The organism is Xanthomonas cannabis (genome assembly GCF_040616535.1).
GTDB lineage: Bacteria > Pseudomonadota > Gammaproteobacteria > Xanthomonadales > Xanthomonadaceae > Xanthomonas > Xanthomonas cannabis.
Genome location: NZ_CP136580.1, coordinates 2035914 through 2060956, shown reverse-complemented (window position 1 = coordinate 2060956; position 25043 = coordinate 2035914). Strand labels below are relative to the sequence as shown.

General features: G+C 65.9%; 14 protein-coding genes. 5 read left to right on the top strand and 9 right to left on the bottom strand.

Going from position 1 to position 25043, the window contains the following annotated elements; genetic code table 11:
- Positions 1-41 precede the first annotated feature (41 nt).
- The 9 genes from xylB to RZV17_RS08850 form a co-directional block, all read right to left on the bottom strand.
- Positions 42-1535, bottom strand: coding sequence for a xylulokinase (xylB, locus tag RZV17_RS08890; protein WP_184442396.1), 1494 nt, complete (start codon positions 1533-1535; stop codon positions 42-44).
- Positions 1532-3904, bottom strand: coding sequence for a glycoside hydrolase family 95 protein (locus RZV17_RS08885; protein ID WP_355608716.1), 2373 nt, complete (start codon positions 3902-3904; stop codon positions 1532-1534). The genes xylB and RZV17_RS08885 overlap by 4 nt, the downstream gene beginning before the upstream one ends.
- Positions 3905-3995: 91 nt before the next feature.
- Positions 3996-6899, bottom strand: coding sequence for a TIM-barrel domain-containing protein (locus RZV17_RS08880; RefSeq protein WP_355608713.1), 2904 nt, complete (start codon positions 6897-6899; stop codon positions 3996-3998).
- Between the two features lie 190 nt (positions 6900-7089).
- Positions 7090-8832, bottom strand: coding sequence for a GH35 family beta-galactosidase GalD (gene galD, locus RZV17_RS08875; protein ID WP_355608710.1), 1743 nt, complete (start codon positions 8830-8832; stop codon positions 7090-7092).
- An 11-nt stretch (positions 8833-8843) separates the two neighbouring features.
- The gene (locus RZV17_RS08870) at positions 8844-10760 is read right to left on the bottom strand and encodes a sialate O-acetylesterase (RefSeq protein ID WP_355608708.1); all 1917 of its coding nucleotides are present in this window, start codon (positions 10758-10760) and stop codon (positions 8844-8846) included.
- A gap of 106 nt (positions 10761-10866) precedes the next feature.
- Positions 10867-13125, bottom strand: a complete 2259-nt coding sequence (locus RZV17_RS08865) for a cellulase (protein WP_355608705.1) — start codon at positions 13123-13125, stop codon at positions 10867-10869.
- 111 nt (positions 13126-13236) lie between these two features.
- Positions 13237-15960, bottom strand: coding sequence for a TonB-dependent receptor (locus tag RZV17_RS08860; RefSeq protein ID WP_355608702.1), 2724 nt, complete (start codon positions 15958-15960; stop codon positions 13237-13239).
- Positions 15961-16293: 333 nt separating this feature from the next.
- The gene (locus tag RZV17_RS08855) at positions 16294-19227 is read right to left on the bottom strand and encodes a TonB-dependent receptor (RefSeq protein WP_355608699.1); all 2934 of its coding nucleotides are present in this window, start codon (positions 19225-19227) and stop codon (positions 16294-16296) included.
- 256 nt (positions 19228-19483) lie between these two features.
- Positions 19484-20455 (bottom strand): LysR family transcriptional regulator, encoded by a 972-nt coding sequence (locus tag RZV17_RS08850; RefSeq protein WP_104580147.1) that lies wholly within the window; start codon positions 20453-20455, stop codon positions 19484-19486.
- Between the two features lie 415 nt (positions 20456-20870).
- Here RZV17_RS08850 and RZV17_RS08845 point away from each other — a divergent pair, with 415 nt between their 5' ends.
- The 5 genes from RZV17_RS08845 (at position 20871) to fdxA (ending at position 25021) form a co-directional block, all read left to right on the top strand.
- Entirely contained in the window at positions 20871-21503 is a 633-nt protein-coding gene (locus RZV17_RS08845; RefSeq protein WP_355608695.1) for a 2-dehydro-3-deoxy-6-phosphogalactonate aldolase, read from the top strand.
- Positions 21500-22648, top strand: a complete 1149-nt coding sequence (dgoD, locus tag RZV17_RS08840) for a galactonate dehydratase (protein ID WP_039404273.1) — start codon at positions 21500-21502, stop codon at positions 22646-22648. Before RZV17_RS08845 ends, dgoD begins: the two co-directional genes overlap by 4 nt.
- Positions 22642-23553, top strand: a complete 912-nt coding sequence (locus RZV17_RS08835) for an SMP-30/gluconolactonase/LRE family protein (RefSeq protein WP_166743062.1) — start codon at positions 22642-22644, stop codon at positions 23551-23553. Before dgoD ends, RZV17_RS08835 begins: the two co-directional genes overlap by 7 nt.
- Positions 23550-24428 (top strand): 2-dehydro-3-deoxygalactonokinase, encoded by an 879-nt coding sequence (locus RZV17_RS08830; RefSeq protein WP_047694143.1) that lies wholly within the window; start codon positions 23550-23552, stop codon positions 24426-24428. Before RZV17_RS08835 ends, RZV17_RS08830 begins: the two co-directional genes overlap by 4 nt.
- 269 nt (positions 24429-24697) lie before the next feature.
- Positions 24698-25021, top strand: a complete 324-nt coding sequence (gene fdxA / locus RZV17_RS08825) for a ferredoxin FdxA (protein WP_039404267.1) — start codon at positions 24698-24700, stop codon at positions 25019-25021.
- Positions 25022-25043: the final 22 nt, after the last annotated feature.

The following is a 25043-nucleotide window of genomic DNA, read 5'->3' as shown; positions in this document are numbered from 1 at the left end:
TGTCCTTGCTGCTGGGGGAGTTGTAGAAAAAGGCGTGTCGCTCAGCCGGCGTAGAGCGGGCTGACGACCTGCAGGTGCTTGAGAAAGGTCTGGTAGTGCTGCTGGTACTGGGCCACGCGCTGCGGGTCGGGCTGCGCGGCAAGCGCATCGTCCACCTGCAGGTGCTCCAGCACCACGTCCGACAGCGCGGCGTCGCCACCATCGTCGCGGTCGCACGCCCACAGGGCCTGCAGCGCGGCACCGAAGGCCGCGCCTTCGGGCTGGGTTGGCACCACGACCTGCAGGTTGAACACGTCGGCCACCATCTGCCGCCACTGCGCGCTCTTGCTGCCGCCGCCGGTGAGCAGGATGGTGTCGAACTGCAGGCCGGCCGCCACGAAGGCGTCGAAGCCGTTGCGCAGGCTGTAGGTCGCCCCTTCCATCGCGGCGCGATAGAAATGCGCGGCAGTGGTGTTGTGCAGGTCCATGCCGAACAGGCAACCGCGTGCATCGGGCAAGTTGGGCGTGCGCTCGCCGTTGAAGAACGGCAGCAACACCAGGCCGTCGGCGCCCGGCGCAGTGTCGGCGATCATCGCTTCGGTCTGGTCGCGGGTGATGGCGAACATGCGCATCACCGCTTCGGTGGCGACGGTGCAGTTCATCGTGCAGATCAGCGGCAGCCAGCCGCCACTGGACGAGCAGAACGCCGCCCAGCGCGCCTCGTCGTCCACCACCGGGTGATCGGCGTAGGCGAACAAGGTGCCACTGGTGCCCAGGCTCATGGTCAGGCGGCCCGGCACCACGTTGCCGGTGCCGATGGCAGCCATCATGTTGTCGCCACCGCCAGTGGTGACGCGTACGCCGGCCGGCAAATTCAACGCCTCGGCCGCGGCATCGGACAATGGGTAGACCGCGCCGGTTTCCACCAGCGGCGGCAACGCGTCACGCAGGTCGCGCTGCGCATCCACCGCGCCGAGCATGCGCTCGGACCACTGGCGCGTGCGCACGTCCAGCCAGCCGGTGCCGGAGGCATCGCCGACCTCGGCAAAGCGCTCGCCGGTGAGCCAGAAGTTGATGTAGTCGTGCGGCAGCATCACCGTGGTCATTGCGGCGTATGCCTCGGGACGGTGCTTGCGCGTCCACGGCAACTTGGAGGCGGTGTAGCCGGCCATGATCGGGTTGCCGGCGGTTGCGACACTGCCTGCCGCGCCACCGACCGCATCCATGATCTCGTCGCATTCCAGCGCGGTGCTGGTGTCGCACCACAGTTTGACCGGTGCGGTGACGCTGCCATCGGCAGCCACCGGCACAAAGCCGTGCTGCTGGCCGGAGACGGAAATGCCGCGCACGCGCGCACGCTGCTCGCCATCGAGCTGCGCAAAGCAATGCACGATGCCATCGATCCACCACTGCGCCTGTTGCTCGCGGGTGCCGTCGTCGCGGCTGATCAGCTCCATCGGCGCTGCGATGGTGGCGACCACGGCGCGGTCCTGCGCGTCGTAGGCCACCAGCTTGACGCTCTGCGTGCCCACGTCCAGTCCTACGTACAAGCTCATTGCTTCACCAATCGGTTGTTGTTGAGTCCCACCTGCTGGGTGCGGCCTGCGCCCAGTTCCAGGTCCAGGGTCTGCCCGGCGTAGGACAGTTGATAACGCCCGCCACGATCGCTGTGCACCCGTGCCTGCTGCAAGCGACCGGCGTCCCATTCCAGATCGACGCTGGCACCGCCGCGCACACGCAGGCCGCGCACGCTGCCGCGCGGCCAGGCGCTGGGCAATGCGGGCAGCAAAAACACGCTGCCGCCCCAGCTTTGCAACAGCATTTCGGTGATGCCGGCGGTGCCGCCGAAATTGCCGTCGATCTGGAACGGCGGATGCGCGTCGAACAGATTCGGATACGTGCGTTCGGGCGAGATCAGCAATTGCAGGATGCGATACGCATGCTCGCCATCGGCCAGCCGCGCCCACAGGTTCAAGCGCCAGCCGATGCCCCAGCCGGTGGTGTTGTCGCCACGGATTTCCAGCGTACGCCTGGCTGCGGCGGCCAGCTCGGGCGTATCGCGCAGGTTGATCTGGCTGGACGGATGCAGGGCATACAGATGCGAAACATGCCGGTGCTGCATCTCCGGCGCCTGCATGTCCCAATCCTGCTGCCACTCCTGCAGTTGGCCGGCCTTGCCGATGCGGTTGGGCGGCAACTGCTCGCGCAGCGTGGTCAACTGCCGGGCGAAATCCGCATCCACATCGAGCAGCTTGCTCATGGCGATGCACTGCGCGAACAGGTCACGCAACAGCTGCGCATCCATGGTCGGCCCGGCACACACCGCCGCGCCGAACGGGTGCTGGTTTTCCGGCGAGATCGAGGGGTTGGTGACCATCGCACCGGTCTGCGGGTCGCGCACCAGGGTGGCAACGAAGAACTCCGCCGCGCCCTTGAACAGCGGATAGATCTTGCCGAGGTACGCGCGGTCGCGGCCGTAATCCCAGCGGTCCCACAGCTGCTGCAGCAACCACACCCCGCCCATCGGCCACAGGCTCCACTTGGCGCCATCGATCGGGCCGGCCTGGCGCCACAGATCGGTGTTGTTGTGCACCACCCAACCGGGCGCGTCGTAGAGCGCCTTGGCGGTATGCGCGCCGGTCTTGGCCAGATCGAACAGCATGGATTCCAGCGGTTCAACGCACTCGTGCAGCGCGTTGGCCTCGCTGGGCCAGTAGTTCATCTCGGTGTTGATGTTGATGGTGTACTTGCTTTCCCACGGCGGCTGCATCAGGTCGTTCCAGATGCCCTGCAGGTTGGCCGGCTGGGTGCCGGGCCGCGAGCTGCAGATCAACAGGTAACGGCCGTACTGGTGATACAGCGCGGCCAGTGCCGGATCATTGCCGCCTGCGAAGCGTTGCACGCGTTCGCCGGTGGGCAGGCTTGCCGCGTCGCTGGTGCCCAGGTCGATTGCCACACGCCGGAACAGGCGTTGATGATCGGCCAGATGCGCACGCAATAGCGCCGGGAAATCCAGCTTGGCTGCGTTTTTCAAACTTGCTGCGGTCAATGCAAGCGGATCGCCATCGACCGCATCGAAGCGTTGGTAACTGGTGGCGGCGGTGAGCAGCAGCACCACTTCATCGGCCGCTTCGATGCGCAGACGGTCGCGCAACGCGGTGACCGTGCCGCCCTTCACCTGCGGCAATACCCGCAATGCAAACCGCAGCTTGCCTTCGATGCCGGCGAAGCTGCCGTTGCGGCCACTGAACAGCAAACCGCCCTGCTCCGCGGTGACCTCGCCGCTTTGCGGGCTGTCGATGCCCACGCGCAGGGAAATGCCGCGTGGCCGGTCGCACGACAAACGCACCACGATGCACTGCGATTGCGCCGAAACGAACACCTCGCGCGTGTGCACCGCGCCGCCGGAGCGGAATGTGGTGGTGGCCACGGCGGTGTCCAGATCGAGCTGACGCCGGTACTCGCTGATGCCGTCGGCACGATCGAAATCCAGCAGCAGATCGCCCAGCGGTTGATACGGCATCTGCTTGAGCGGGCGCGAGAGCAGCTTGGCATCGGCCAGTTGTTCGGCCTGGGCATAGCGCCCGGCGAAGATCAGCGCGCGCACCTGCGGCAACGCCGCCAATCCGTCCGGGCTGGTGGAATCGTAGGGGCCGCCCGCATACAAGGTGTCTTCGTTGAGTTGCAGACGCTCGTGGGCGATACCGCCCCACACCATCGCACCCAGACGGCCATTGCCCACCGGCAAGGCCTCCACCCATTCACTGGCCGGTTCGCGATACCACAGCTGCAATGCACCAGCGGGAGCCACCGCTGGCAAGCCGCCGGCCGTTGCAGCACGCGCCGCCTGTGCAGCCACCGGTGCGGCGCTCAGGACCGCAAGCGCGGCCCCGGTTGCCTTGCACAGTTCGCGACGGGTCAGCACGGCCACCGCCGTGCTGCATCACCGGAACCGCCCGCGACTGCCTTGCGGCGTTCCGGCATCTGCTTGCTCATCGACTGAAGACAGCCTGCGATCATCGACGACGCGCTTTGCCGGACGCAATCTTGCGCTGCAACACGCTGACCGGCTTGCCGTCGTACTGGATGGTGGTATCGGTCTTGGACGCGAGTGCGCCGGCGTCGTCGCGTGGGCCATCGACGAAGCGCACATTGATGGTGCGTTTAGCCTGCATGCCGGTCCAGCTGCCTTCGCGCTTGCCGATGCTCAGCTCGCCCTTGGCCTGGTTCCAGACCAGCGGAATACGGCTGAACTCGCCCTTCTCGTAGCCATAGCCCTTGCCATCGTCCTCATACAGCGAGAACTGGCCATCGGCGCCGGTGTAAACCACCACGGTGAGCGGCGCATCCGGGATCTGGTCCACGTATTCCTGCACCGGGCCGGTCGGCACGATGGAGCCGGCACGCACGAACAGCGGCATGCGTTCGATCGGCGCGGCGGCTTCGATGCTCTGGCCGCCCTCGTAGCGCTTGCCGGTGGCGAAATCCAGCCAGCTGGTGCCAGCCGGCAGATACACCTGCCGCGAGGTGGCGCCGAAGCTGGTGACCGGTGCGACCAGGAATGCCGGGCCGAACAGGTACTGGTCGTTGATGTCGCGCGCCTTCGCGTCGTTGGGGAAGTCCATCATCATGCCGCGCATGATCACGCCATCGCGCTGGTAGGTATCGCCGGCCAGGCTGTAGATGTACGGCAGCAACGCGTAACGCAGGCGGTTGTAGTACGCCATGCTCTCGTAGAACGGCGTGCCTTCCGGGGCGATGTTCCAGATTTCGCGGTACGGGAACTGGCCGTGCGAGCGGAAGATCGGCACGAACGCACCGAACTGGAACCAGCGCGTGTTGAGCTCGCGCCACTCAGGCAGATGCGCCGGGTCCTGGTTCTCGTAGCGCTTCTCCACCGAAAATCCGCCGATGTCGAAGGTCCAGTTGGGCAGGCCCGACAGCGCCATGTTCACGCCACCGGAAATCTGCTCGCGCATGTCGTCCCAACGCGAGACGATGTCGCCGCTCCACACCGCCACCGCATTGCGCTGGGTCCCCGCATAGCCCTTGCGCGAGAGGATGAACACGCGCTTGTCGTCGGCCGCACGATCGCCGACGTACACCCCGTGGGTGTGCGGCAGCGGATAGGAGTTGAAGTACTCGGTGGACGAGCCCAGTGCATTGGGCGTGGTGCGTGCCTTGCGCTCGGCGATGTCCAGGTTGGAATGCACGTCCGGCTCGTCGGCGTCCATCCACCAGGCATCGAAGCCCTTGCTGTTGAGCTTTTCATTGACCTGGCGCCAGTAGATGGCCTGCGCCTTTTCCGAGTACGGGTCGTAGAAGGAGTTCTTGTAGCCCTTGCCGATCCAGTCCAGCTCGCCCACTTCCACGTTGCGCTTGAACATGAAACCGGCGGCATCCAGTTCCTTGTAGTTGGCGGTGGTGGGATAGAACTTGGGCCAGATCGAAATCATGATCTGCGCGTGCATGTCGTGCACGGCCTTGACCATCCCATCCGGGTCCGGGAAGTGCTTGGGGTCGAAATCATGCGAGCCCCAGGCATTTTCCGGCCAGTACGACCAGTCGAGCACGATGTTGTCCAGCGACAGCTTGCGCTTGCGGTATTCGGCCACCGCGCCGACCAGCTCGTCCTGGCTCTTGTAGCGCTCACGGCTCTGCCAGAACCCATAGGCCCACTTGGGCAGCATCACCGACTTGCCGGTGAGCTCGCGATAGCCGGCCACGGCCTGGTCGTACGAATCGGCGGACACGAAGTAATAATCGATCATCTGGCCGGCTTCGGACCACAGCGACAGGTCTTTCGCCTCGGTCGCGGGCAGCGGGTCGCGATGCAGCAACGCGATGTAGCTGGGGTCGATCATGTCCCATTCGACCTTGACGGAGTGGCGCGTGCCCGGCTCCAGGTCGAGGGTGAACTCGTGATTCCACGGGTTCCAGTTCTGGCGCCAGCGATCGATGACCAGCTTGCCGTCCACGTAGACCTTGCCGTACTCGCTCAGGTACAGCGAGAACGTGTGCTCGCCAGCGGTGAGCGCCTCGATCTCGCCCTCCCAGGTGACCTGCATGCGGCTGTTCTTGTCCTTGGACATCGCCTTCTTGGGGAACTTGGCCAGGTTGCTGAGGTATTGGTAGTTCACCTCGCTTTCGCGGCGCTCCAGCACCTGCTTGCCATCGATCGCGTAGCGCGCGGTCAGGCCGCCCGGCTTGCCCTTGGCGTCGTACAACTTGAGCGTCTGGGACAGCGGCTGCAGGCCACGCGGGTCGCCCAGGCGGCTGATCGAGTTGTTGTCCCACAGCAGGCCGTAGTTGCGGCTGGAGACCAGGTACGGCACCGCCATGTCGAGGTTGTTCTGCTGCAACTCGACGTTGCGGCCCTTCTGGTTCATCCAGCCCTGCTGGTGCTGGCCGAATCCGTACAGCGCTTCGTCGTCAGGCGACTGGAAGCGCTGACGCACGCTCAGGTACTGCTTGCCTTCCACCTTCAGCGGGGCAAAGCTGCGCCCGCCGGCCACTTCCGACAGCACCGGCTTGCCGTTGGCATCGGCAAAGCTGACATGGCCATCGACGGTGGAGACAGTGGCGGTGACCTTGCCGGTCTTCAGCTGCACGTTGTCGCCCTGCTCGGCTACCTGGAAGGCGGTGTCGCCCTGCACCGGCACGCGCATCAGGCTGGGGCTACGGGCGAAGTCGCCGTCCGGGTCCGCGCTGACACGGATGATGCCGCTATCGACCACCTGCAGGCGCACCGGCGCAGCGCCCTTGGCGCTCGGCACCACGGTGACGCCATCGGCGGCCTTGCGCACTTCCTGCGCATGCGCGGCATTGGCCAGCAGGGCCAGCGACAACGCCAGGCAATGGGCCAGCGGTGTACGCCGGTTGGCAGGCACGGTGCCGGCGGAATGGATGGTGGTTTGCATGGTCACTCCCTTTGAATTGCGAAACAGGCTGCGGGGGCAGCGCTGCGTGGTCTTGATGATGGTGTGGTCAACCGCGTTGTAGGCAGTCGTCCGGTGGGCGTGGTAGCGGCCAGGTGCATCGGTGCACCATGCCGCGTTGGTCGCATCTGCTACGCCGGCATGAGGCCGGCGCAGCGGGTGTCACCCACGCTTACTTGAAGGTGGCGAGCTTGATCTTGAGCAGCTGCGGCGCGCTGGAGAAATTGACGCCGTAATCGGTCTGGTCGCCATTCCAGTTGCGCTCGAACTTCCAGTCCGTGCCTTCGTAGACGCCCTCTTCGACGCGGTCGTAAATCATGTTGGCAGTCGCTTCGCTAGCCGGGTGCAGGGTGACGCGCGCGTGGTAGCCGGTGACCAGGAACTCGTCCGGGCCCAGCTCGGCGATCAGCGCAGCACCGATCGGCTCCGGGTTGCCCGGCGGCTCGCCCTTGAACCAGAACTGCGGCACACCGTAAGTGATGGTGGCGCTCCAGCGGTCGTTGAGCTTGAGCTCCTGCACGGCCTGGCCGGGTTCTTCGGCGGTGCCGTGCAGCTTGCCTTCCGACGCGGCCTTGGCGAACGGACGCATGCCGCGCTTGACCAGGTCAAAGCCCAGCGCGAACGGCGCCAGGGTTTCTTCGTTGACGTGCTTGGCACCCAACGGGTAGTTGGAATAGCGCGTGTAATCCATGCCAAATGCCGACCAGCCGATGCCGTCATGGCCCAGCGTCGGGAACAGGTAGCGCGCGTACTCGGGGCGGTTACCGGTTTCGGCGACGAACAAGGCATTGTCCGGCCGCGCGTAACGCTCCAGCACCGTGGTGTACATGCGGTATTCGGGCATGTAGATGTCCGGCGCCAGCAGGTCGATATGCGGGCCGGCGGCCTTCCACACATCCAGCACGTTGTCGGTGGGGCCACCGCTGGCGTACTGGCCGGGCTGGCCGGGATTGAACGGGCCACGCAGCGCGGCGTTGACGTACATCGGCAACGGATATTCGGCCTTGCCGGCTTCGGTCACCTGGTCGATGTAACGGCCGATCGACCAGGCATGGAAGAACTCATCGGCATCGGCACCGAACACCTGCGCCCAGCTGCCGGGCTGCTTGTTCAGGCGCTTGAGCAGCTCCTCCGGCACCGGGCCGTCGAACAGCTTCTGCGCCATCGGCGAGAAGTCGCGCACGCTGCCATAGGTGCCCGCCTCGTTCTCCGGCTGGATCATGATCACGGTGTGTTGCGGGTCAACTTTCTTCAGATGCTGCATGAAGGCGACGAACGCCTTGCGGTCGGCATCCAGGGTGGCCTGCGCATGCGGCGACAGCGAGCCGATCGACTTGCCTTCGCGCGTCACCACGCGCGGGAAACGCTGGTTGTCGGTCTTGACCCAATGCGGCGCGTATTGCGGGCCGTTGTTCTTCCAGGTTGCAAACCACAGCAGCACCAGGCGCACCTTGTGTTCGCGCGCCTGGGTGAGCAGCGTATCGACGAAGGAGAAATCGAACTTGCCTTCTTCCGGCTCCACCTGTTCCCAGGCGATCGGCACCTGCACGGTGTTGGGGCCCAGCACCTGGATCGCCGGCCACACCTTGTCCATCACGCCGGGATAGTTGCTGGAGTTGTTGACCTGCGCGCCGAGGATCAAAAACGGCGCGCCATCGACCATCAACGCATGCTTGCCGTCCTTGCTGACGAACTGCGGCATCGGCGTCTGCGTGGCCGGCGCTGCTGCGCCGCCTGCCGGCGCGGCGGCGGTGTTGGCGGCCGGTGTGGCGGCGCCGGACTTTGCGCTGGTGTCCTGCTCGCCGGACTGACAGGCCGCCAACGCCAGCGTCAACACAGACAGCAGCAGCGGACGCAGACAACGGCGTGCAGTGGAAGAAGAGATCACACGCGTAACGGGGGAATGCATGGACATAAGACTCCGTGTCACCAGGTATCGGTGCGGAAGGGGGAAACAGGAAGGGCGTCGCGATTGACCAGGTTGGCGTCGTCGGGGTTCTCGCTCCAGCCGTAGCGCACCGCCACCGGTGCAGGCACCGCATCGCTGCGCACGGTCACGCGGTCGCCGTCGATCTGCGCAGTGGCCGGATGGAAGCGCTGATCCGCACCGGCGATACGAAAGCCCTGCACTGCACCGCCGCCGCGCACCTGCAACGCACTGCCCTGCAGGTCGAAACTCAGCACCGCCTTGCCGCCGTCAAAGCTCGCCCGCTTGAACACCGGCGCGCTGTACACCAGCGTCTGGCCATAGGCCACATGCCGCGCGGCCAGCGCCAGGCGATGCCCCACATCGCGCTTGTTGGTGGGATGGATGTCGGTGGGGTTGCCGATATCGATGATCACCGCCTGCCCGGTCGCCGGCAGCGCCAAGGTCTTGGACTGCGACTCGCGCAGCAGCGCCCACGGACTCAGCTCGCCCTTGTCGCCGCCGGCCTTGAAGTTGGCCAGCTGCACCCACAGGAACGGCAGCGTCTTGTCGCCACGCTCGGCGCGCCACTGCTGGATCATCGCGGCGAACTGCTCGCGGTACTTCACCGCGCCGCTGTCGGTGGCATTGGTCTCCCCCTGGTACCAGATCACGCCCTTGACCGGGAACGGCTGCAGCGGGTGGATCATCTGGTTGTACAGCAGCGTGGGCAGCTGGTTCTTGTTGTCGGTCAAGGACACCCGCACCGCGGCGGGTCGGAATTTCCAGCCGCTCAACGCGCGTTTGGCGCCCGCGTTGGTCTGCACGAAGCGCTGCTCATCCGGGCCATGCATGCCGCCACCGCCGCTGAGGTCTTCCACGCGCACCGCGATGTGGTTGATGCCGGCATGCAATGCGGACGCCGGCACGCGGTAGACGCGCGGCAGGTTCCACTGCTTCTCGGTGGTACCGACCTGCTGGCCGTTGACGTAGGTGATGTCCGAGTCGTCGATCTGGCCCACGCCCAGCGATACACCGGCCTTGGCCTCGGCAGCGCTCAGGGTCACCGTGGTGCGATACCAGGCGATGCCGTCCATGCCGTCATAGCCGCTGGCTTCCCATTGCTGGGTGGTCGGGATGCTGTCCCAGTCGCTGTCGTCGACATCGGATTCGCGCCACTGCGGCATCTCGCCGTCGACCTTGGGCCAGCGCGCAATGCGCTTGCCGGTGGCGGCCTGCGCGGCGGCGTCGCGTTGCTTGATCGCCTCGATCGCGCCCTGGTTCTGGTCGGCATTCAAACCAAGCGACGCCGCATCCATCCATGCTTCGATGGCACTGCCGCCCCAGGTGCTGTTGACGATGCCGATCGGCACGCCGGTGCTGGCACGCAGCTCCTTGGCGAAAAAGTAACCAACCGCAGTGAACTCACCGGCATTGGCCGGCGTGGCCGCCTTCCAGTCGCCGCCGGTCAGGCGTGCCTCCGGCTGCACCGACCACGACTTGGGCACCTTGAAATGCCGCAGCTGCGCATCGTTGGCCGCGGCCACCGCCTGTGCGCCATCGCTGGCCTGGGCCAGCGGCCATTCCATGTTCGATTGCCCGCTGGCCAGCCACACGTCGCCCACCTGCACATCGCGCACCTGCAACTCGCCGCCATCGCCCTGCACACGCAGCACGTAGGGGCCACCGGCGGTGTGCGCGGGCAGCCGGACCTTCCACTGCCCGCTCTCATCGGCCTTGGCGGTGGCGCGCTTGCCGTCGAAGCTGACGGTGATGGTCGCCTTCGGCGTCGCCCATCCCCACACCGGCATCGGCTGGTCGCGCTGCAACACCGCGCCATCGGCAAACAGCAAGGGCAGCGTCGGCTGGGCCAGCGCGAGCGGGCTGGCCAGGACCAGACCCAGCAGGCATGCGCGGCGGACGAAAGGAACGGTCATGCGGTGATCTCCAGGGTCGGCGCGGCCGGTCGGCGCGCAACGGTTCGGCGGGGGATGAAGGCGGTCACGGTACGACAGCGCGATGACGCGCGCAGGCATGCAGCGCTCATCGTGGGTCGCCGTAGAAAATGCCACGCCCACCGGTGGCGAAATACACCCGACCGGGAAGTCTTGGGTCGCCCGTGACGCTATAGGGCTTGCCGAAGCGGTGCGCGTCGTCGTTGATGCGCAGCCAATGCGCGCCTTCGTCGTCGGAACGGAACACGCCATCCACGCCGTCCACGCGGCCGGCCAGGTAGAGCGCCGGCGGCGCACCGTCACGCAGCGGCTTGCCGATGCCCAGCGAGCGCGCTTCGTCGGGCCTGGACAGGGTCTGCAGGCGTCCGTCCTGCCACCGCATCACGCCCAGCGACGGGCTGGCCAGATACACCACGCCGGCACGCCATGGATCGGGCCGCAGTTGCGGGCGGGCGCGCTCATCGCGTGCCGGATTGCCGACCTGCTGCCCGGTGTTGCGGAAGCTGGCCCCGCCATCGGTACTTGCATACAGGCCCCCGCTGGCGGTGTCGACGGCATACCAGCGCTGCGCATCGACGCGGTCGGCCGCCACGACCGCAGTGTCCGGCAGCCCCTGCACGCGCTGCCACTGCTTGCCCATCGTGGCCGTGCGCCAGTTGCCGCCGCCCTGCGGCGCCCAGATCACCTGCGAGGCGTCTGCCGCAATCGCGATGGTGCCTGCGCCCTGCCCGGCCGGCGGTTCACTGGCGAACGCCTCCCAGTGCGCGCCACCGTCGCGCGAGATCAGCGCGCGGATCTCGTTGTTGCGACGGTCGCGCACCGTGCCGCTGCGCACCACTGTCATCGGAACCTGCCCGGCGGCGTCGATGCTTTCGCCATTGGTCAGACGCGGGCCTGCGTATTGCAGCTGCGCGCTGTCCAGGTCGTCGTGGCGAAATCCATCGATATCGCCGAGCGCGCTGAGCAGATGGGCACCGGCCATCGGGCTGAGCAGATCCAGCGGCACGGTTTCTTCCAGCCCGCGGTCCTGGAACCACCACTGCAGTGGCTGGTGCGTGCTGCTGAAGTCCTGCAGGTTGCGCGAGGCCCAGATGCCGTAACCGGTGACGAACAGGGCGTGGTTGCTGTCGAACGGATCGACGGCCAACGCGCCCATCCAGTGCGGACGCGCATGCGAGGTCCACGGCGCGGCGCTGTGATCGAACACCGCCTCGGCCAATAGCGGCGTCCAGTGCTTGCCGCCATCGACACTGCGAAACAGCTCATCGCGCGGCGTGCGGCGACGGAAGGTGCTGGCCAGTAGCACCTGCGGCTGTTGCGGATCCACCGCCACCGCGCCCCAGCCGAAGCCGTCGCCATTGGCCGGTTGCGCGATCGGGCTGATCTCGCTCCAGCGCGCCTGCGCGGGGGTGTATTTCCATAGCGCACCACCGGCCATCAAATCCGGGCCGGGCTGATCGCCATAGCTCAGATACCAGTGCCCGTCGCGGCCGCCTTCCATATGGCTGGGACGCAGCCCCTGCGGTTGCCCGGGCACTGCCGACCAGCTGCGGCCGGCATCCTCGGACACATACAGACTGGTCTGCGCGGTGGACACGCCGACGTAGATCCGCGGCGTGGGAGCACCGGCGCGGCCGCTGGCGGCGTCGAACACCACAAAGGCGATCCCCACCGCCTGTTCGCGCCCGACATGGTTGCGCGCCGTGGCGCCGGCCAACGCCTCGGCCGGAAATCCCTCCACCCGCGCCCAGTGCGCGCCGCGATCGGTGCTGCGCCATAGGCCGGCATCACGCGAGCCCAGCAACAGCACACGGCCATCGTGCGGGTCCACCGCCAGCCGCTCGCCGTTGGCGCGCCCCAGTTGATTGCCGCCGAGCTTGAACGGCAGGTCGGCGCGCGCGAAGCTGCGGCCGCGGTCGAACGAGCGCAGCACGGCTGCATTGCCGGCACGCTCGTGCATGTAGGTCCCGGCAGCCAGGTAGATGGCCTCGGGGTTGGCAGGATCGATGGCGAAGGCATCGATCCCCATCAGGTTCCAGTCGTCGGCGCCCAACCAGTCGGTCAGTGCCACCCACTGCTGCGTTCGCGCGTCCCAGCGGTACGCACCGCCGACATCGGTACGGGCATAGGCAAGATCGCGCTCGGCGGGATGAAACAGCACGCCGGTGACAAAACCGCCACCGCCAATGGCGACGCTACGCCACTGATAGGGTCCTGGTGTGGCGGGCTCGGCCGCAGCCACGGTGGACGTCATGAAGAGCAACACCAGCGTCAGGCAAACAGCAGTCAGCCACGCGTGTGCTGCGAAAAGGCGGCGCTTAGTAGGCGGATCGATCACGGCGATCATTCCTCCGGCTCCCCTCGCGATCGATGGCGTGGCCATCGATAGGAAAAACACCGGTCCAACGAGCTGCCTGCACAGCTCGCCGGACCGGAGACGCACTTCCTACGGCGCGTTCTACAGGCTGGCCCGCAACGTCAGGCCATACCGACGATCGTTGATCACGAAGTCGCGATAGCGCGACTCGTTACCCAGGTAGCTTTCGCGACGGGTATCGAGCAGATTCACGCCATCCAGCGAAATCGACCACACATCATTGATGTTGAAACGCAGCGAGGCATCCAGCTGGCCGAAGCCCTTGTTGTAGACCGGCAGGTTGCCGGTACCGTTGCCCGCAGTGGTCACCAGCCAGTCGCTGCGCCAGTTGTAGGCCACACGGCCCTGGAAGCGCGAGGTTTCGTAGCTGAGGATCGCGTTGTAGCTGTTCTTGGACAGGCCTTCCAGCGGCACGGTCAGCGCCTGGCCGTTGGTGTCGGTGGCAGTGGGGCTCGGCGCCTCGCTGTCGACGTAGGTGTAGTTGGTCTGCAGGCCGAAGCCGCTCAGCCAGCCCGGCAGGAAGTCGAAGAACTGCGTATAGCCCAGCTCAGCACCACGGATCTTGCCGGCATCGCCGTTGACCGGGCGGGTGATCTGCCACACCTGTCCGTCGTACACCTCGTTGAAGACGGCGTTGGCGATGAAGCCTTCCACCTTCTTGTAGAACAGGGTGCCGTACATCATCGAGCCCTGGCCGAAGTACCACTCCAGCGCGGTGTCGAACTGGTCGGCCTTGACCGCTTCCAGGCTCGGGTTGCCCGCGGTGCCGGTGAAGGTCGAGGCGCCGCTGGACGAGGTGCCGGTGCTCAGGCTCAGGTTCGGGTTCAGGCGGTCGAAGGTCGGGCGCGAAATGCCGCGCGATGCCGCAAAACGCCACTGCAGCTGATCGCTCAGCATCCAGCGCAGGTTCAAGCTCGGCAGCGCGTCGGTGTAGGTCTGCTGTGCATCCACCGGAATCAGACCGCCGCCTTCGGCGTCGGTACCGGTGCGCACGCCGCGCGAGCCGACTTCGGTCCGCACCACGCGAACGCCGATGTTGCCGTCGAACGGGATGTCGCCATCCACGCCGAAGCGCAACACGCCGTACGCCGCGTAGGTCTTCTCGTTCTGGGTGTTGATGTTGTTCGGGGCAAATTCCAGCGGGCTGGCACCAAAGGTGGCTAGGCTCTGCTCGTAATTGGCCACCGCTGCATCCGACGCGGTCAGCGTGCGACCGAAGGTGCTGCTCTCACCGCGGAAGAAGTCGGTGATGGGGTTGGCCACCAGACCGATGCTGGGGAACTGCGAGAACGGCGTGCCCGAGCAATCGTTGATGCACATGAAGCGCCACACGTTGCCCTTGGTCTCGGCATCGCGGTCGGTATAACGCACACCGGCCTTGAAGCTGCGCACGAAGTCGCTGTCGAACGCCAGATCCATGTCCGAACGCCAGGCAAACTCGGTACCGGTGTTGTCGTCCTTGTTGTCCAGGTGCCAGCGCCAGCCGTCGTAGTTGTTGACGTCGGCCAGGTAGCCTTCCGCGCCGCTGGCATCGGTCACCGACAGGCGCGGCAGATCGCCACGGAAGTCGACGTTGAACTGCGGGCTGGTGTCCTGCCCGGTGGCGATGATGTAGCGCGTGCCCTTGGTGGTGGCATCGACGTACTGGAAGTCGGTGCTCAGGGTCAGCTTTTCGTTGACCGTCCACTTGGCGCCCAGCGAGTAATCGGTGGTCACCGAGTGACGCTCGGTCAGGCTGGTATTGGATTCGGTCGGCACATTCTGGAACGAGCCATTGACGAACTCGTTGCGGCTGTTGACCTGGATGCCGGGCAAGCCCTGCATGTTGTTGGCGCCGGTCAACGCGAAGAACGAATAATCGTGCCAGCTGAAGTCGTAGTCCGAACGCAGCACCTGCGTGTAGACCTCCACCGAATCGTTCGGGCGCCACTGCATCGCAAACGCGCCGGTCTTGCGCTCGCGCTCACCGACGGTGGTGTTGATGCCGGCACCGTGCGGTACCGACACGCCCTGCCCTTCGTAGCCCGGCAGATCGGTCTGGGTGTACCACGGCTCGATCGAGATGGTGTCCTGACGGAACGGGCTCTTCTGCTGCGAATAGTTCACCAGGATGCCGATCTCGCCGATGCCGGTCTGCCAGCGGTCGCTGAACAGGCCCGAGAACGCCGGCTTGCCGTCGTCGGCCAGGTCGTAATAGTTGTACTGGACGCTGCCGGCGATCTTGCGGCCTTCATAGTCGAATGGCAGGCGCGTGCGCAGGTCGACGGTGCCGCCCAGGCCACCTTCGATCATGTCGGCCGACGGGTTCTTGTACACGTTGACGCCGCCGAGCAACTCGGCCGACACGTCTTCGAAGCTCAGGCCACGGCCGTCGTTGGCGGTGAAGATGTCGCGGCCATTGAGCTCGGTGCGCACCTGGGTCAGGCCGCGGATGGCGATCGAGCTGCCTTCGCCGTAGTTGCGCGAAATCTGGATGCCGGAGATGCGCTGCAGCGCTTCGGCGACGTTGTTGTCGGGCAGCTTGCCGATGTCTTCGGCAACGATGGAATCGACGATCTGCTCGGCGTTCTGCTTGACCAGCTGCGCCTTGGTGACGCTGCTGCGGGTACCGGTGACCTGCACCGTGTCCAGCTGCTGGGTGGTCGCATCCGATGCCGGTGCGGCAGTGGTGGTCGCATCCTGCGCATAGGCCTGCGCGCTCAACAAGGTGGCCACACTGATGGCCATCACGGAGCGGCGGAAATCACGGATCGAACGCTGACCCACAGCCCGGCCTGCCGGAATGTGGCGATGTTGCACTGACATGGTGCTCCCTCCCAGGACGCATGTACTGCTTGTTTTTAGCGGGCCGGTGCGCGAACGCCCTGCCCGTCGTTGTTGCTGGCCCGTATCTGCGCCCGGGACACCGGGTAGGCGGATGCGCGGTTTGCCCTGGCGGGCGGACCTGCGGCTGCGGCGGGAGCATAGGGCGCGGCCGTCATGCCACACCAATGAAATATTCCTGGAAAGCTATTCGTTAAAACTATAGCAACACCGGAAAACCCGGCAGGTCCGGCATCACGGCCCGAACCTGCGGACTCATACCTGACGGACCCGACTGTGCAGATCGCTGCACAGTCGGGCCGTGACCGTGCGCACTTACCAATTCATGCGCAGCACCAGCGAGTAGCGCCGGTCGTTGACGAACTGGCTGCGGGTGTACAGCCGCGTATCCACCTCGCCCCCCTCGTAGGAGGTGGGCCCCATCAACACCTTGGTCTCGGTATTGGTCAGGTTGTTGGCCTGGATCCCCAACTGCAGGTGTTCGTTGAAGCGGTAGAAGAACGAGCCATCCAGCTGGCCGTAGTCGTCGGCCCAGGTCGGCAACCGGGTGGCCGCGTCGCTGGTGGTCAGCAGGTAGCGCGAGCGCCAGTTGTAGGCCAGCCGCAGCGACAGCGGGCCCTTCTCGTAGATGCCGGCCAGGTTGTAGCTGCGCCGCGACAGACCTTCCAACGGCAGCTCCACGCCTTCCACCGTGGTGCGGGTGTACGGGTCGATGGCGGTGTTGGTGCCGCCCTTGCTGTCGACGAAGGTGAAGTTGGCATTGATGCCGAACCCGCTCATCCAGCCCGGCAATTCGTCGAAGAATTGCGTGTAGCCCACCTCGGCACCGCGAATGGTGCCCTCGTCGGTATTGTAGGGCCGGGTCACCAGCCACTCGCGGTTATCGTAGGTCTCGCTGCGGGTCTGGGTGGAGAAATAGTCCTTGACCTTCTTGTAGAACAGCGTGGTGTACAGCATGTCGCTGTTGTCGAAATACCACTCCAGTGCGGTGTCGAACTGGTTGGCGGTCATCGGCTTGAGGGTCGGATTGCCTGCGGTACCGACGAAGTTGGTCGCATTGCCGGCGTCGTCGGTCTCCACGTTGAGCAGCACGTACGGCTGCAGCTGGGTGTAGTCCGGGCGCGCCATCGCCTTGGAGGCGGCGATACGCCACTGCAGGCTGTCGGTGAAACGGAAACGCATGTTCAGGCTCGGCAGCACGTTGGTGTAGCTGCCCTGCGAGTTGTTGTCGAAGTATTGCCCGGTGTAGCGGGCCTGCAGCTCGGGCGAGACGTTCAGGCCCGACAGGTCCTGGAACTGGCCGAAGCCTTCGGCCTGGGTCTTGGTCTGCACGATGCGCACACCGATATTGCCGTCCACCGGCACGCCCCAGGCCTCGTCGTTACCGAAGTACAGCGCCGCGTAGGCGGCCTGGGTGCGCTCGAACTGGCGGTTGGTGTCCTGCGGCTGGTAGGTGTCCGGTGCCCAGCCAAAGCCGCGCAGGGCCACGATCTGCTGTTGCAGCAGTTCCGAGGCGCGACGGTAGTTCTTGACCAGCCCGCCATTGGGCACCACCAGCGTGGTCGGCACGTTCACCCCGCCGCGGAAGAAATCGGAGAAGGTGAACAGCGACGACTCGTTGGGCAGGTACTGCGACATGTTGGCCAGGCCATTGGCGCTGCCGGGGATGGCTGCCCAGTTGTCCGACAGAACGCCCCAGTTGTAGCCGGAGTTCTTGTTGGTCTGATTGCGGTCGGTGGCACGCATGCCGAAGCGCGCGAAGCGCAGCCAGCTGCTGTCCTGGAAGGTGTATTCCAGGTCCACGCGGGTGGACAGCTGGCGCCCGCGGTTATGCCCCAGGTGATCCATCGCCGCCGCCCAGAAATAATTGGACGGGTCCTGCGTGAAACCTTGGTTGGCGATCTGCACGGTCGGATACTTGCCCGACACGTCATAGGTCAGCCCCGGCAGATAGGTCGCGCTGAATACCGTGAAGTCGAGCTGGTCGTTCTCCGACTGCACCAGCTGCACGTCGCCCTTGATCTGCAGGTTGTCGTTGAAGTAATGGCTGAAGCCCACCGACAGGTCCGAGGTGGTCGTGCGCTGCTCGGAATAGCGGTTGTCGGTATTGAAGCGCACGCCATCGCCGGTCAGCAGGCCGCGCCAGGAGTTGGACACCGGCGAGCCGCGCTGGAACACGCCGTCCTGGTCGTACTGGAAGGTGGTGCCCGGCGCCGGGCTGATGCTGTTGTTGCTGTCGTTGAAGAACGCGGCGCGCTCCTGCCAGTTCATGTCGTAGCGCGAACGCAGGTACTGCGCGTAGATCTCGGTCTGGTCACTGGGCTTCCACTGGAAGGCTGCGGCGATACCGTCGCGCTTGCGCTCGAAATCCAGCTGGCGCCAGTTCACCCCGCCCGGCACAAACACCTCTCTGCGCCCGCTGCCGGCCAGCACCGCATCGTCGGTCCGACGCACGTACGGCTCGACCTGGATGCCGTCCGAGCGGGTCGCCAGTTCCGAATGGGCGATATCGATCATGAAGCCCATTTCGCCGACGCCGGTGTCCCAGCGATCGCTGAACAGGAACGAGGCCGACGGCTTGTACTTCTTGCTCATGTCGCCCCAGTTGACGTCGACGTTGCCGCCGACGATCCGGCCCGGGTTGTCGAACGGCATGCGCGTGCGCAGGTTGACCGTGCCGCCCAGGCCGCCCTCGATGATTTCGGCCGACGGATTCTTGTAGACATCCACGCCGGCCATCAGCTCGGCCGGCACGTCTTCGAAACTCAGGCCACGGCCGCTGGCGGCGCTGAAGATGTCGCGTCCATTGAGCTCGCCACGCACCTGGGTCAGGCCGCGGATCATCACACCACTGCCTTCGGCGGAGAAGTGATCCGGGTCGCTGCGCGCGGCGAAGTGGTCGATGGTCACGCCGCTGACGCGCTGCAGGGTTTCGGTGACGCTGCGGTCGGGCAGCGCGCCGATGTCTTCGGCGCTGACCGAATCCACGATCTGGGTGGAATCGCGCTTGATCACCTGCGACTTGATCAGGCTGGCGCGCACGCCGCGCACTTCCACCGTGTCCAGGTCCACCGCGCTGGCACCGGCGGTGCCTGAAGGCGCGCCCCTGGCCGCCGGCGCCTGCTGTGCGTATACCGGCGCAGCGAGCAGCAGCCCGATGCTGACGGCCATGGCCGAATGACGCAAACGTGGGGTACGGCACGCGCGCACGCCCGTGCCTGCCGAGGCATGGCTTGAAAACTTGGACATCTGAATCCCTCCCAGGACGCAAGACGACTGAAGACTGGTTGTCGCGACGCAAGACGCCCCGCGTGATCGTATCGGGACCGGCGCCGAGGCCAGTCCCGCTTTCGCTGCATGGCGGCTTTGCCGCCGATCACCTGCCCGACTTCACGTGCGCTTCAGCGTGCGATCTGACGCACAGATATAGGCGCGCGGTCTAGCGCCAGCCAATGAAAAATTCACAGGCTGGTATTACTCCAAGGAATACAAATGGAAGAGCTTGTTAGGTAAGGGATTCTGGCCCGCGCAATCCCGGATACAGCCGGCGCGCCGTGGTGCGCAACGCCTGCAGGATGCGTTCGGCACCCGGCGGAAGGATGTAATCGCGCCGACGGATGATGCCGAACGATTCCATCCGCACGCCCAGTTCGATCGGCAGCACGGTCAGCAATTTGGCCTGGATCAGCGGCGCCACCGACTCCACCGGCAAGGCCGTCAGCATGTCGGTGCCACGCAGCAGGGTCGAGGTGACCGGAAGTGACGAGGTCTCGATGGCATTGGTCGGCGTCTGCACGCCGTGCTCCATGAACATCGAATCCAGGCGTGCGCGCAGCACGCTGTCGGCCGGCGGCAGGATCCAGCCATGCCGCACCAGATCCGCATGCTGCAGGCCGGCCCGGCTGGCCAGCGGGTGGCCGGCCCGCGCGATCACCGAATGCGGCTCGTCGGCCAGCGGCTCGAACTCCAGTTCGCCCACGCCCTCCGGGCCGAGGATGCGCCCGATCACGATGTCCAGCTGCCCATCCAGCAACTTGGCCACCAGCGGGCGGCTATAGTCCATCTCCACCCGCACCAGGATGTCCGGGAACTCGCGCTTCACCTCGGCAATGGCCTGCGGTACCAGATTGGTGCCCGGATTGACCACGGTTCCGATCGAGGCCTGGCCCATGCGGCCGGCGCGCAACGCGGCGATCTCTTCCTGCGCCCGGCCGATCTCCGACATCGCCGCGCGGGCGCGCCGGATCAGCACGTGGCCGTACCAGGTCGGTTCGACACCGCGGGCATGCCGCTCGAACAATTTCACCCCCAGCATGTCCTCCATTTCCGCCAGCAGCTTGGAGGCGGCCGGCTGGGTCATGCTGGCGGCCTCGGCCGCACGCAGCACCGAGCGTTGTTCGTGCAGATGCAGCAGCAGCAGGAGTTGGCGCGTCTTGAGCCGGGCTGCGTTGAACCAGGGGGTACCGGAATTTGCCATGAGGTGCGGTTGCGGCCGTGTATTCGTCGGAGGAATAGAATATGCCGAAAATTTCATTTGCAGCACATATCTCCCCGCGCGAGGCTAGCGCTCGCCGCAGCAGGAGCCCCTACCTCCCGGGCGCGGCCAGAACAGACGTGACCCATCTTCGACAAGGTGGCAACACGCACGCCATGACCGCGGAGGTGGACGACGATGACGGCATCTTGCCGGCCACTTGCGGGCCGTAGCTCCAGGCGTGCTACGCGCGCCACGCCGCCTCCGGTGCGTTGCGGCGTCTCTTCCCCGCCCTGCGTTTTTCTGCTGCATTGCGCAGCGGCGACGGCCAGTTGCCGCGCGCAGTGCGCAAGTTCCCCCGACGTTGCCGGCCACCGGGTCGCCAATGGCCGCTTTCCGCTCTATCGCGAGTAACCGCATGACCTCAGATACCACCGCCAGCCTGTTTGCCCTGCCCCTGGTCGCCATCCTGCGCGGCATCACGCCGGAAGAAACGCTTGACCACGTCGGCGCGCTGATCGACGCCGGCTTCGACGCGATCGAGATCCCGCTCAATTCGCCGCGCTGGGAGCAGAGCATCGCGCTGGCCCAGCAGACCTATGGCGAACGCGCCTGGATCGGTGCCGGCACCGTGCTGCGCAATGAAGACGTCGACACCCTGGCAGAGATCGGCGCGCGCTTCATCGTCACTCCCAACACGCGCCCGTCGCTGATCCGTCATGCGGTGTCGCGCGGGCTGACCGTGGTGGCCGGCTTCGCCACCGCCAGCGAGGCGTTCGACGCCATCGATGCGGGCGCCATCATTCTCAAGCTGTTCCCGGCAGCGACCTATGGCGCCGCGCATGTGCGCGCATTGCGCTCGGTGCTGCCCAAGCACATCCCGGTCTACGTGGTCGGCGGCGTCAGCCCGCAGACCCTGGCCGGCTTCATCGCCCAGGGCGCGGCCGGCGCCGGCATCGGCGGCGAACTGTACAAACCCGCGCAATCGCTCGAAACAACCCAGACGCATGCACGCGCCTTCGTGCAGGCCTACCAGGAACTGCAAGGATGAAGATCACCCGCCTCACCACCTACCACGCCGCACCACGCTGGCTGTTCCTCAAGGTCGAAACCGACGAGGGCATCACCGGTTGGGGCGAGCCGGTCATCGAAGGCCGCGCGCGCTCGGTGGAAGCTGCCGTGCACGAACTGGCCGGCTATGTCGTCGGCAAGGACCCGGCACGCATCAATGACCTGTGGCAGACCATGTACCGCGCCGGCTTCTATCGCGGCGGCGCCATCCTGATGAGCGCCATCGCCGGCATCGACCAGGCGTTGTGGGACATCAAGGGCAAGGCGCTGGGCGTACCGGTGTACGAGCTGCTGGGCGGGCTGGTGCGCGACCGCATGAAGACCTACCGTTGGGTCGGCGGCGACCGCCCCGGCGCCATCATCCAGCAGATCACCGACTACCGCGCGCTGGGTTTTGACACCTTCAAGTTCAACGGCACCGAAGAAATGAAGCTGATCGACAGCGCGCGCGCGGTCGACGCAGCCGTGGTCAAGGTGGCCGAAATCCGCGAAGCCTTCGGCAACACCATCGACTTCGGTATCGACTTCCACGGGCGCGTCGGCGCGCCGATGGCCAAGGCGTTGCTGCGCGAGCTCGAACCGTTCAAGCCGCTGTTCGTCGAAGAACCGGTGCTGGCCGAACAGGCCGAGTACTACCCGCGCCTGGCCGCAAGCACCTCGATTCCGCTGGCGGCCGGTGAGCGCATGTTCTCGCGCTTCGAATTCAAGAACGTGCTGTGTGCCGGCGGCATCGGCATGGTGCAGCCTGATCTCTCGCATGCCGGCGGCATCACCGAATGCGTCAAGATCGCCGCGATGGCCGAAGCCTACGACGTCGGCTTCGCCCCGCACTGCCCGCTCGGCCCGATCGCACTCGCCGCCTGCCTGCACGTGGACTTCGTCTCGCACAACGCGGTGCTGCAGGAACAGAGCATCGGCATCCATTACAACGAAGGCGCCGACCTGCTCGATTACGTCATCAATAAAGACGATTTTCAGTGTGTCGATGGCAGTATCGCCGCCCTGCCCAAGCCCGGGCTCGGTGTGGAGATCGACGAAGACATGCTCAAGCGCGCAAACGAAAACCCGCCGGACTGGCGCAACCCGGTGTGGCGCCATGCCGATGGCAGCATCGCCGAATGGTGAGCACGCCCGAGCACACCGCGGTACTGGCGGTCGATAGCCGCTGCACGCATGGCGAAGGCGTGCTGTGGTGCGAGCAGCGCCAGGCGCTGTACTGGGTCGACATCGTTGAAAAGCGCCTGTGGCGGCATCATCCGGCCACGGCGCAATCGCGCTACTGGACGCTGCCCGATCGCCCGGGCTGCCTGGGCCTGATGGACGACGGCCGCGTGCTGGTCGCCTTGGCCAAGGCGATTGGCGTGGTCGATCCGGACAACACCGACGCCGACCTGCTGCCATTCGAAAAACTGGCCGATATCGAAGCCGACAACCCGCTCACGCGCAGCAACGATGGCCGCGTCGACCGGCATGGCAATCTGGTGTTCGGCACCATGGACGAACACGACAGCAAGGCCGCACGTGGTGCGTTCTATCAGTTTTCACTGCGGCACGGCCTGCGTGCGCTGCCGTTGCCGGGCGTGTCGATCCCCAACTCGATCTGCTTCAGCCTGGACGGCCGCACGCTGTACTACTGCGACTCCGTGCGCCCGCAGATCCTGTGCTGCGACTACGACGCGGAGACGGCGCAGACCAGCAACACGCGCGTGTTCGCCACCCTGGATCGCGACGACGCCGAGCCGGATGGCTCCATCATCGACAGCGAAGGCCACCTGTGGAACGCGCAATGGCGTGCCTGCCGCGTGGTGCGCTACCGCCCCGACGGGAGTGTTGACCGGGTCGTGCACCTGCCGATCAAGCACCCCACCTGCGGCGCGTTCGGCGGCGCGGCGCTGGACCGCCTGCACGTGATCTCTTCGCGCCTGGACCACAGCGCCGATGAACTCGCGCGCATGCCCGACGCCGGCGGCCTGTTCGTCTGCGATGTCGCCATCGCCGGCCTGCCCGAGAGCCGGGTGGCCAGCGCATGATCGCCGTCGATTGGGGCACCAGCAGCCTGCGCGCCTATCTGCTCGACGCCACCGGCGCCGTGCTGGAGCAACGCCGCGGCAGCGACGGCATCCTGGCCTGCCAGGGCCGCTTCGCCGAGGTACTCACCAGGTTGATCGCCGGCTGGGACGGCCCGCTGCTGCTGTCGGGCATGATCGGCAGCCGCAACGGCTGGGTCGAACAACCCTATCTGCCCTGCCCGGCCGGCACCGCCGCGCTCGCCCAGGCGATGCGCAGCGAAGACGACCTGCTGCCCGGCCGCACGTTGTGGTTCGTGCCGGGCGTGAGCACCGGCGAACACGACGGCGTGCCGGACGTGATGCGTGGCGAAGAAACCCAGCTGGTCGGCCTGATCGCCGCACTTGGCGACGGTGAGCATGTCGCCTGCCTGCCCGGCACGCACAGCAAGTGGGCGCGGATCGCCAACGGCCAGCTGACCGACTTCGCCACCGTCATGACCGGCGAGCTGTATGCCGTGCTGCGTCAACACAGCATCCTCGGCAAGCTGATGGACGACGATCACGCCGAACTGGACGCCGCTGCATTCCTGCAAGGTGTCGACCGCAGCGCCGACGCTGGCGGCCTCAGCCACCACCTGTTCGGCACCCGCACGCTCGGCCTGTTCGAACGCCTGTCCTCTGCGGCACTGCCGTCCTACCTCTCGGGCCTGTTGATCGGCCACGAACTGCGTGAGCACCGCGGCGATCACGCCATCGTGCATCTGGTCGGCAGCCCGGCGCTGGCCCAGCGGTATGCCCTGGCGCTGCAGCATCTGGGCGTCCAAAGCCAGCTGCATCCGGAAGACCTGGCAGCGGCAGGGTTGTTCGCGCTGGCCAGGCAGCGCGGACTGGTTTGACCGAAAAAACGCAGGAGCAAGAAGCCCCTCTCCTACGGGAGAGGGGTTGGGGTGAGGGTACGGCGGCAGACAGCCAACTCGACGAACTCACCCAACACTGCCCAAAGCGAGCACCGCCGTCAGCCAACCTGACTAAGCGACAGGCACTACTTGCGCAGGACGGTACGCAGCTGCCGCAGCAAAAATCGCACGCTACCCCTAAAGATCATCCACTCCACACCCGTCCCCCGACTGCTTTAGAATTGACAGGCTAAACGCCGGATTCCGCCATGCCTTTTGTTGTCACCGAAAACTGCATCAAGTGCAAATACACCGACTGCGTCGAGGTCTGCCCGGTGGATTGCTTCCACGTTGGCCCGAACTTTCTGGTGATCGATCCGGACGAGTGCATCGACTGCACTCTGTGCGAGCCCGAGTGTCCGGCCAATGCGATCTACCCGGAAGACGACGTGCCAGCAGGTCAGGAAGCCTTCGTCGCGCTCAATGCCGAGCTGGCCAAGGCCTGGCCGGTGCTGACCGTGCGTCAGGAACCGCTTCCCGATGCGGCCGAATGGGATGGCAAGCCGAACAAGCTGCCGCTGCTGCAGCGCTGATCGCCGCAATCAGATGCGCCGC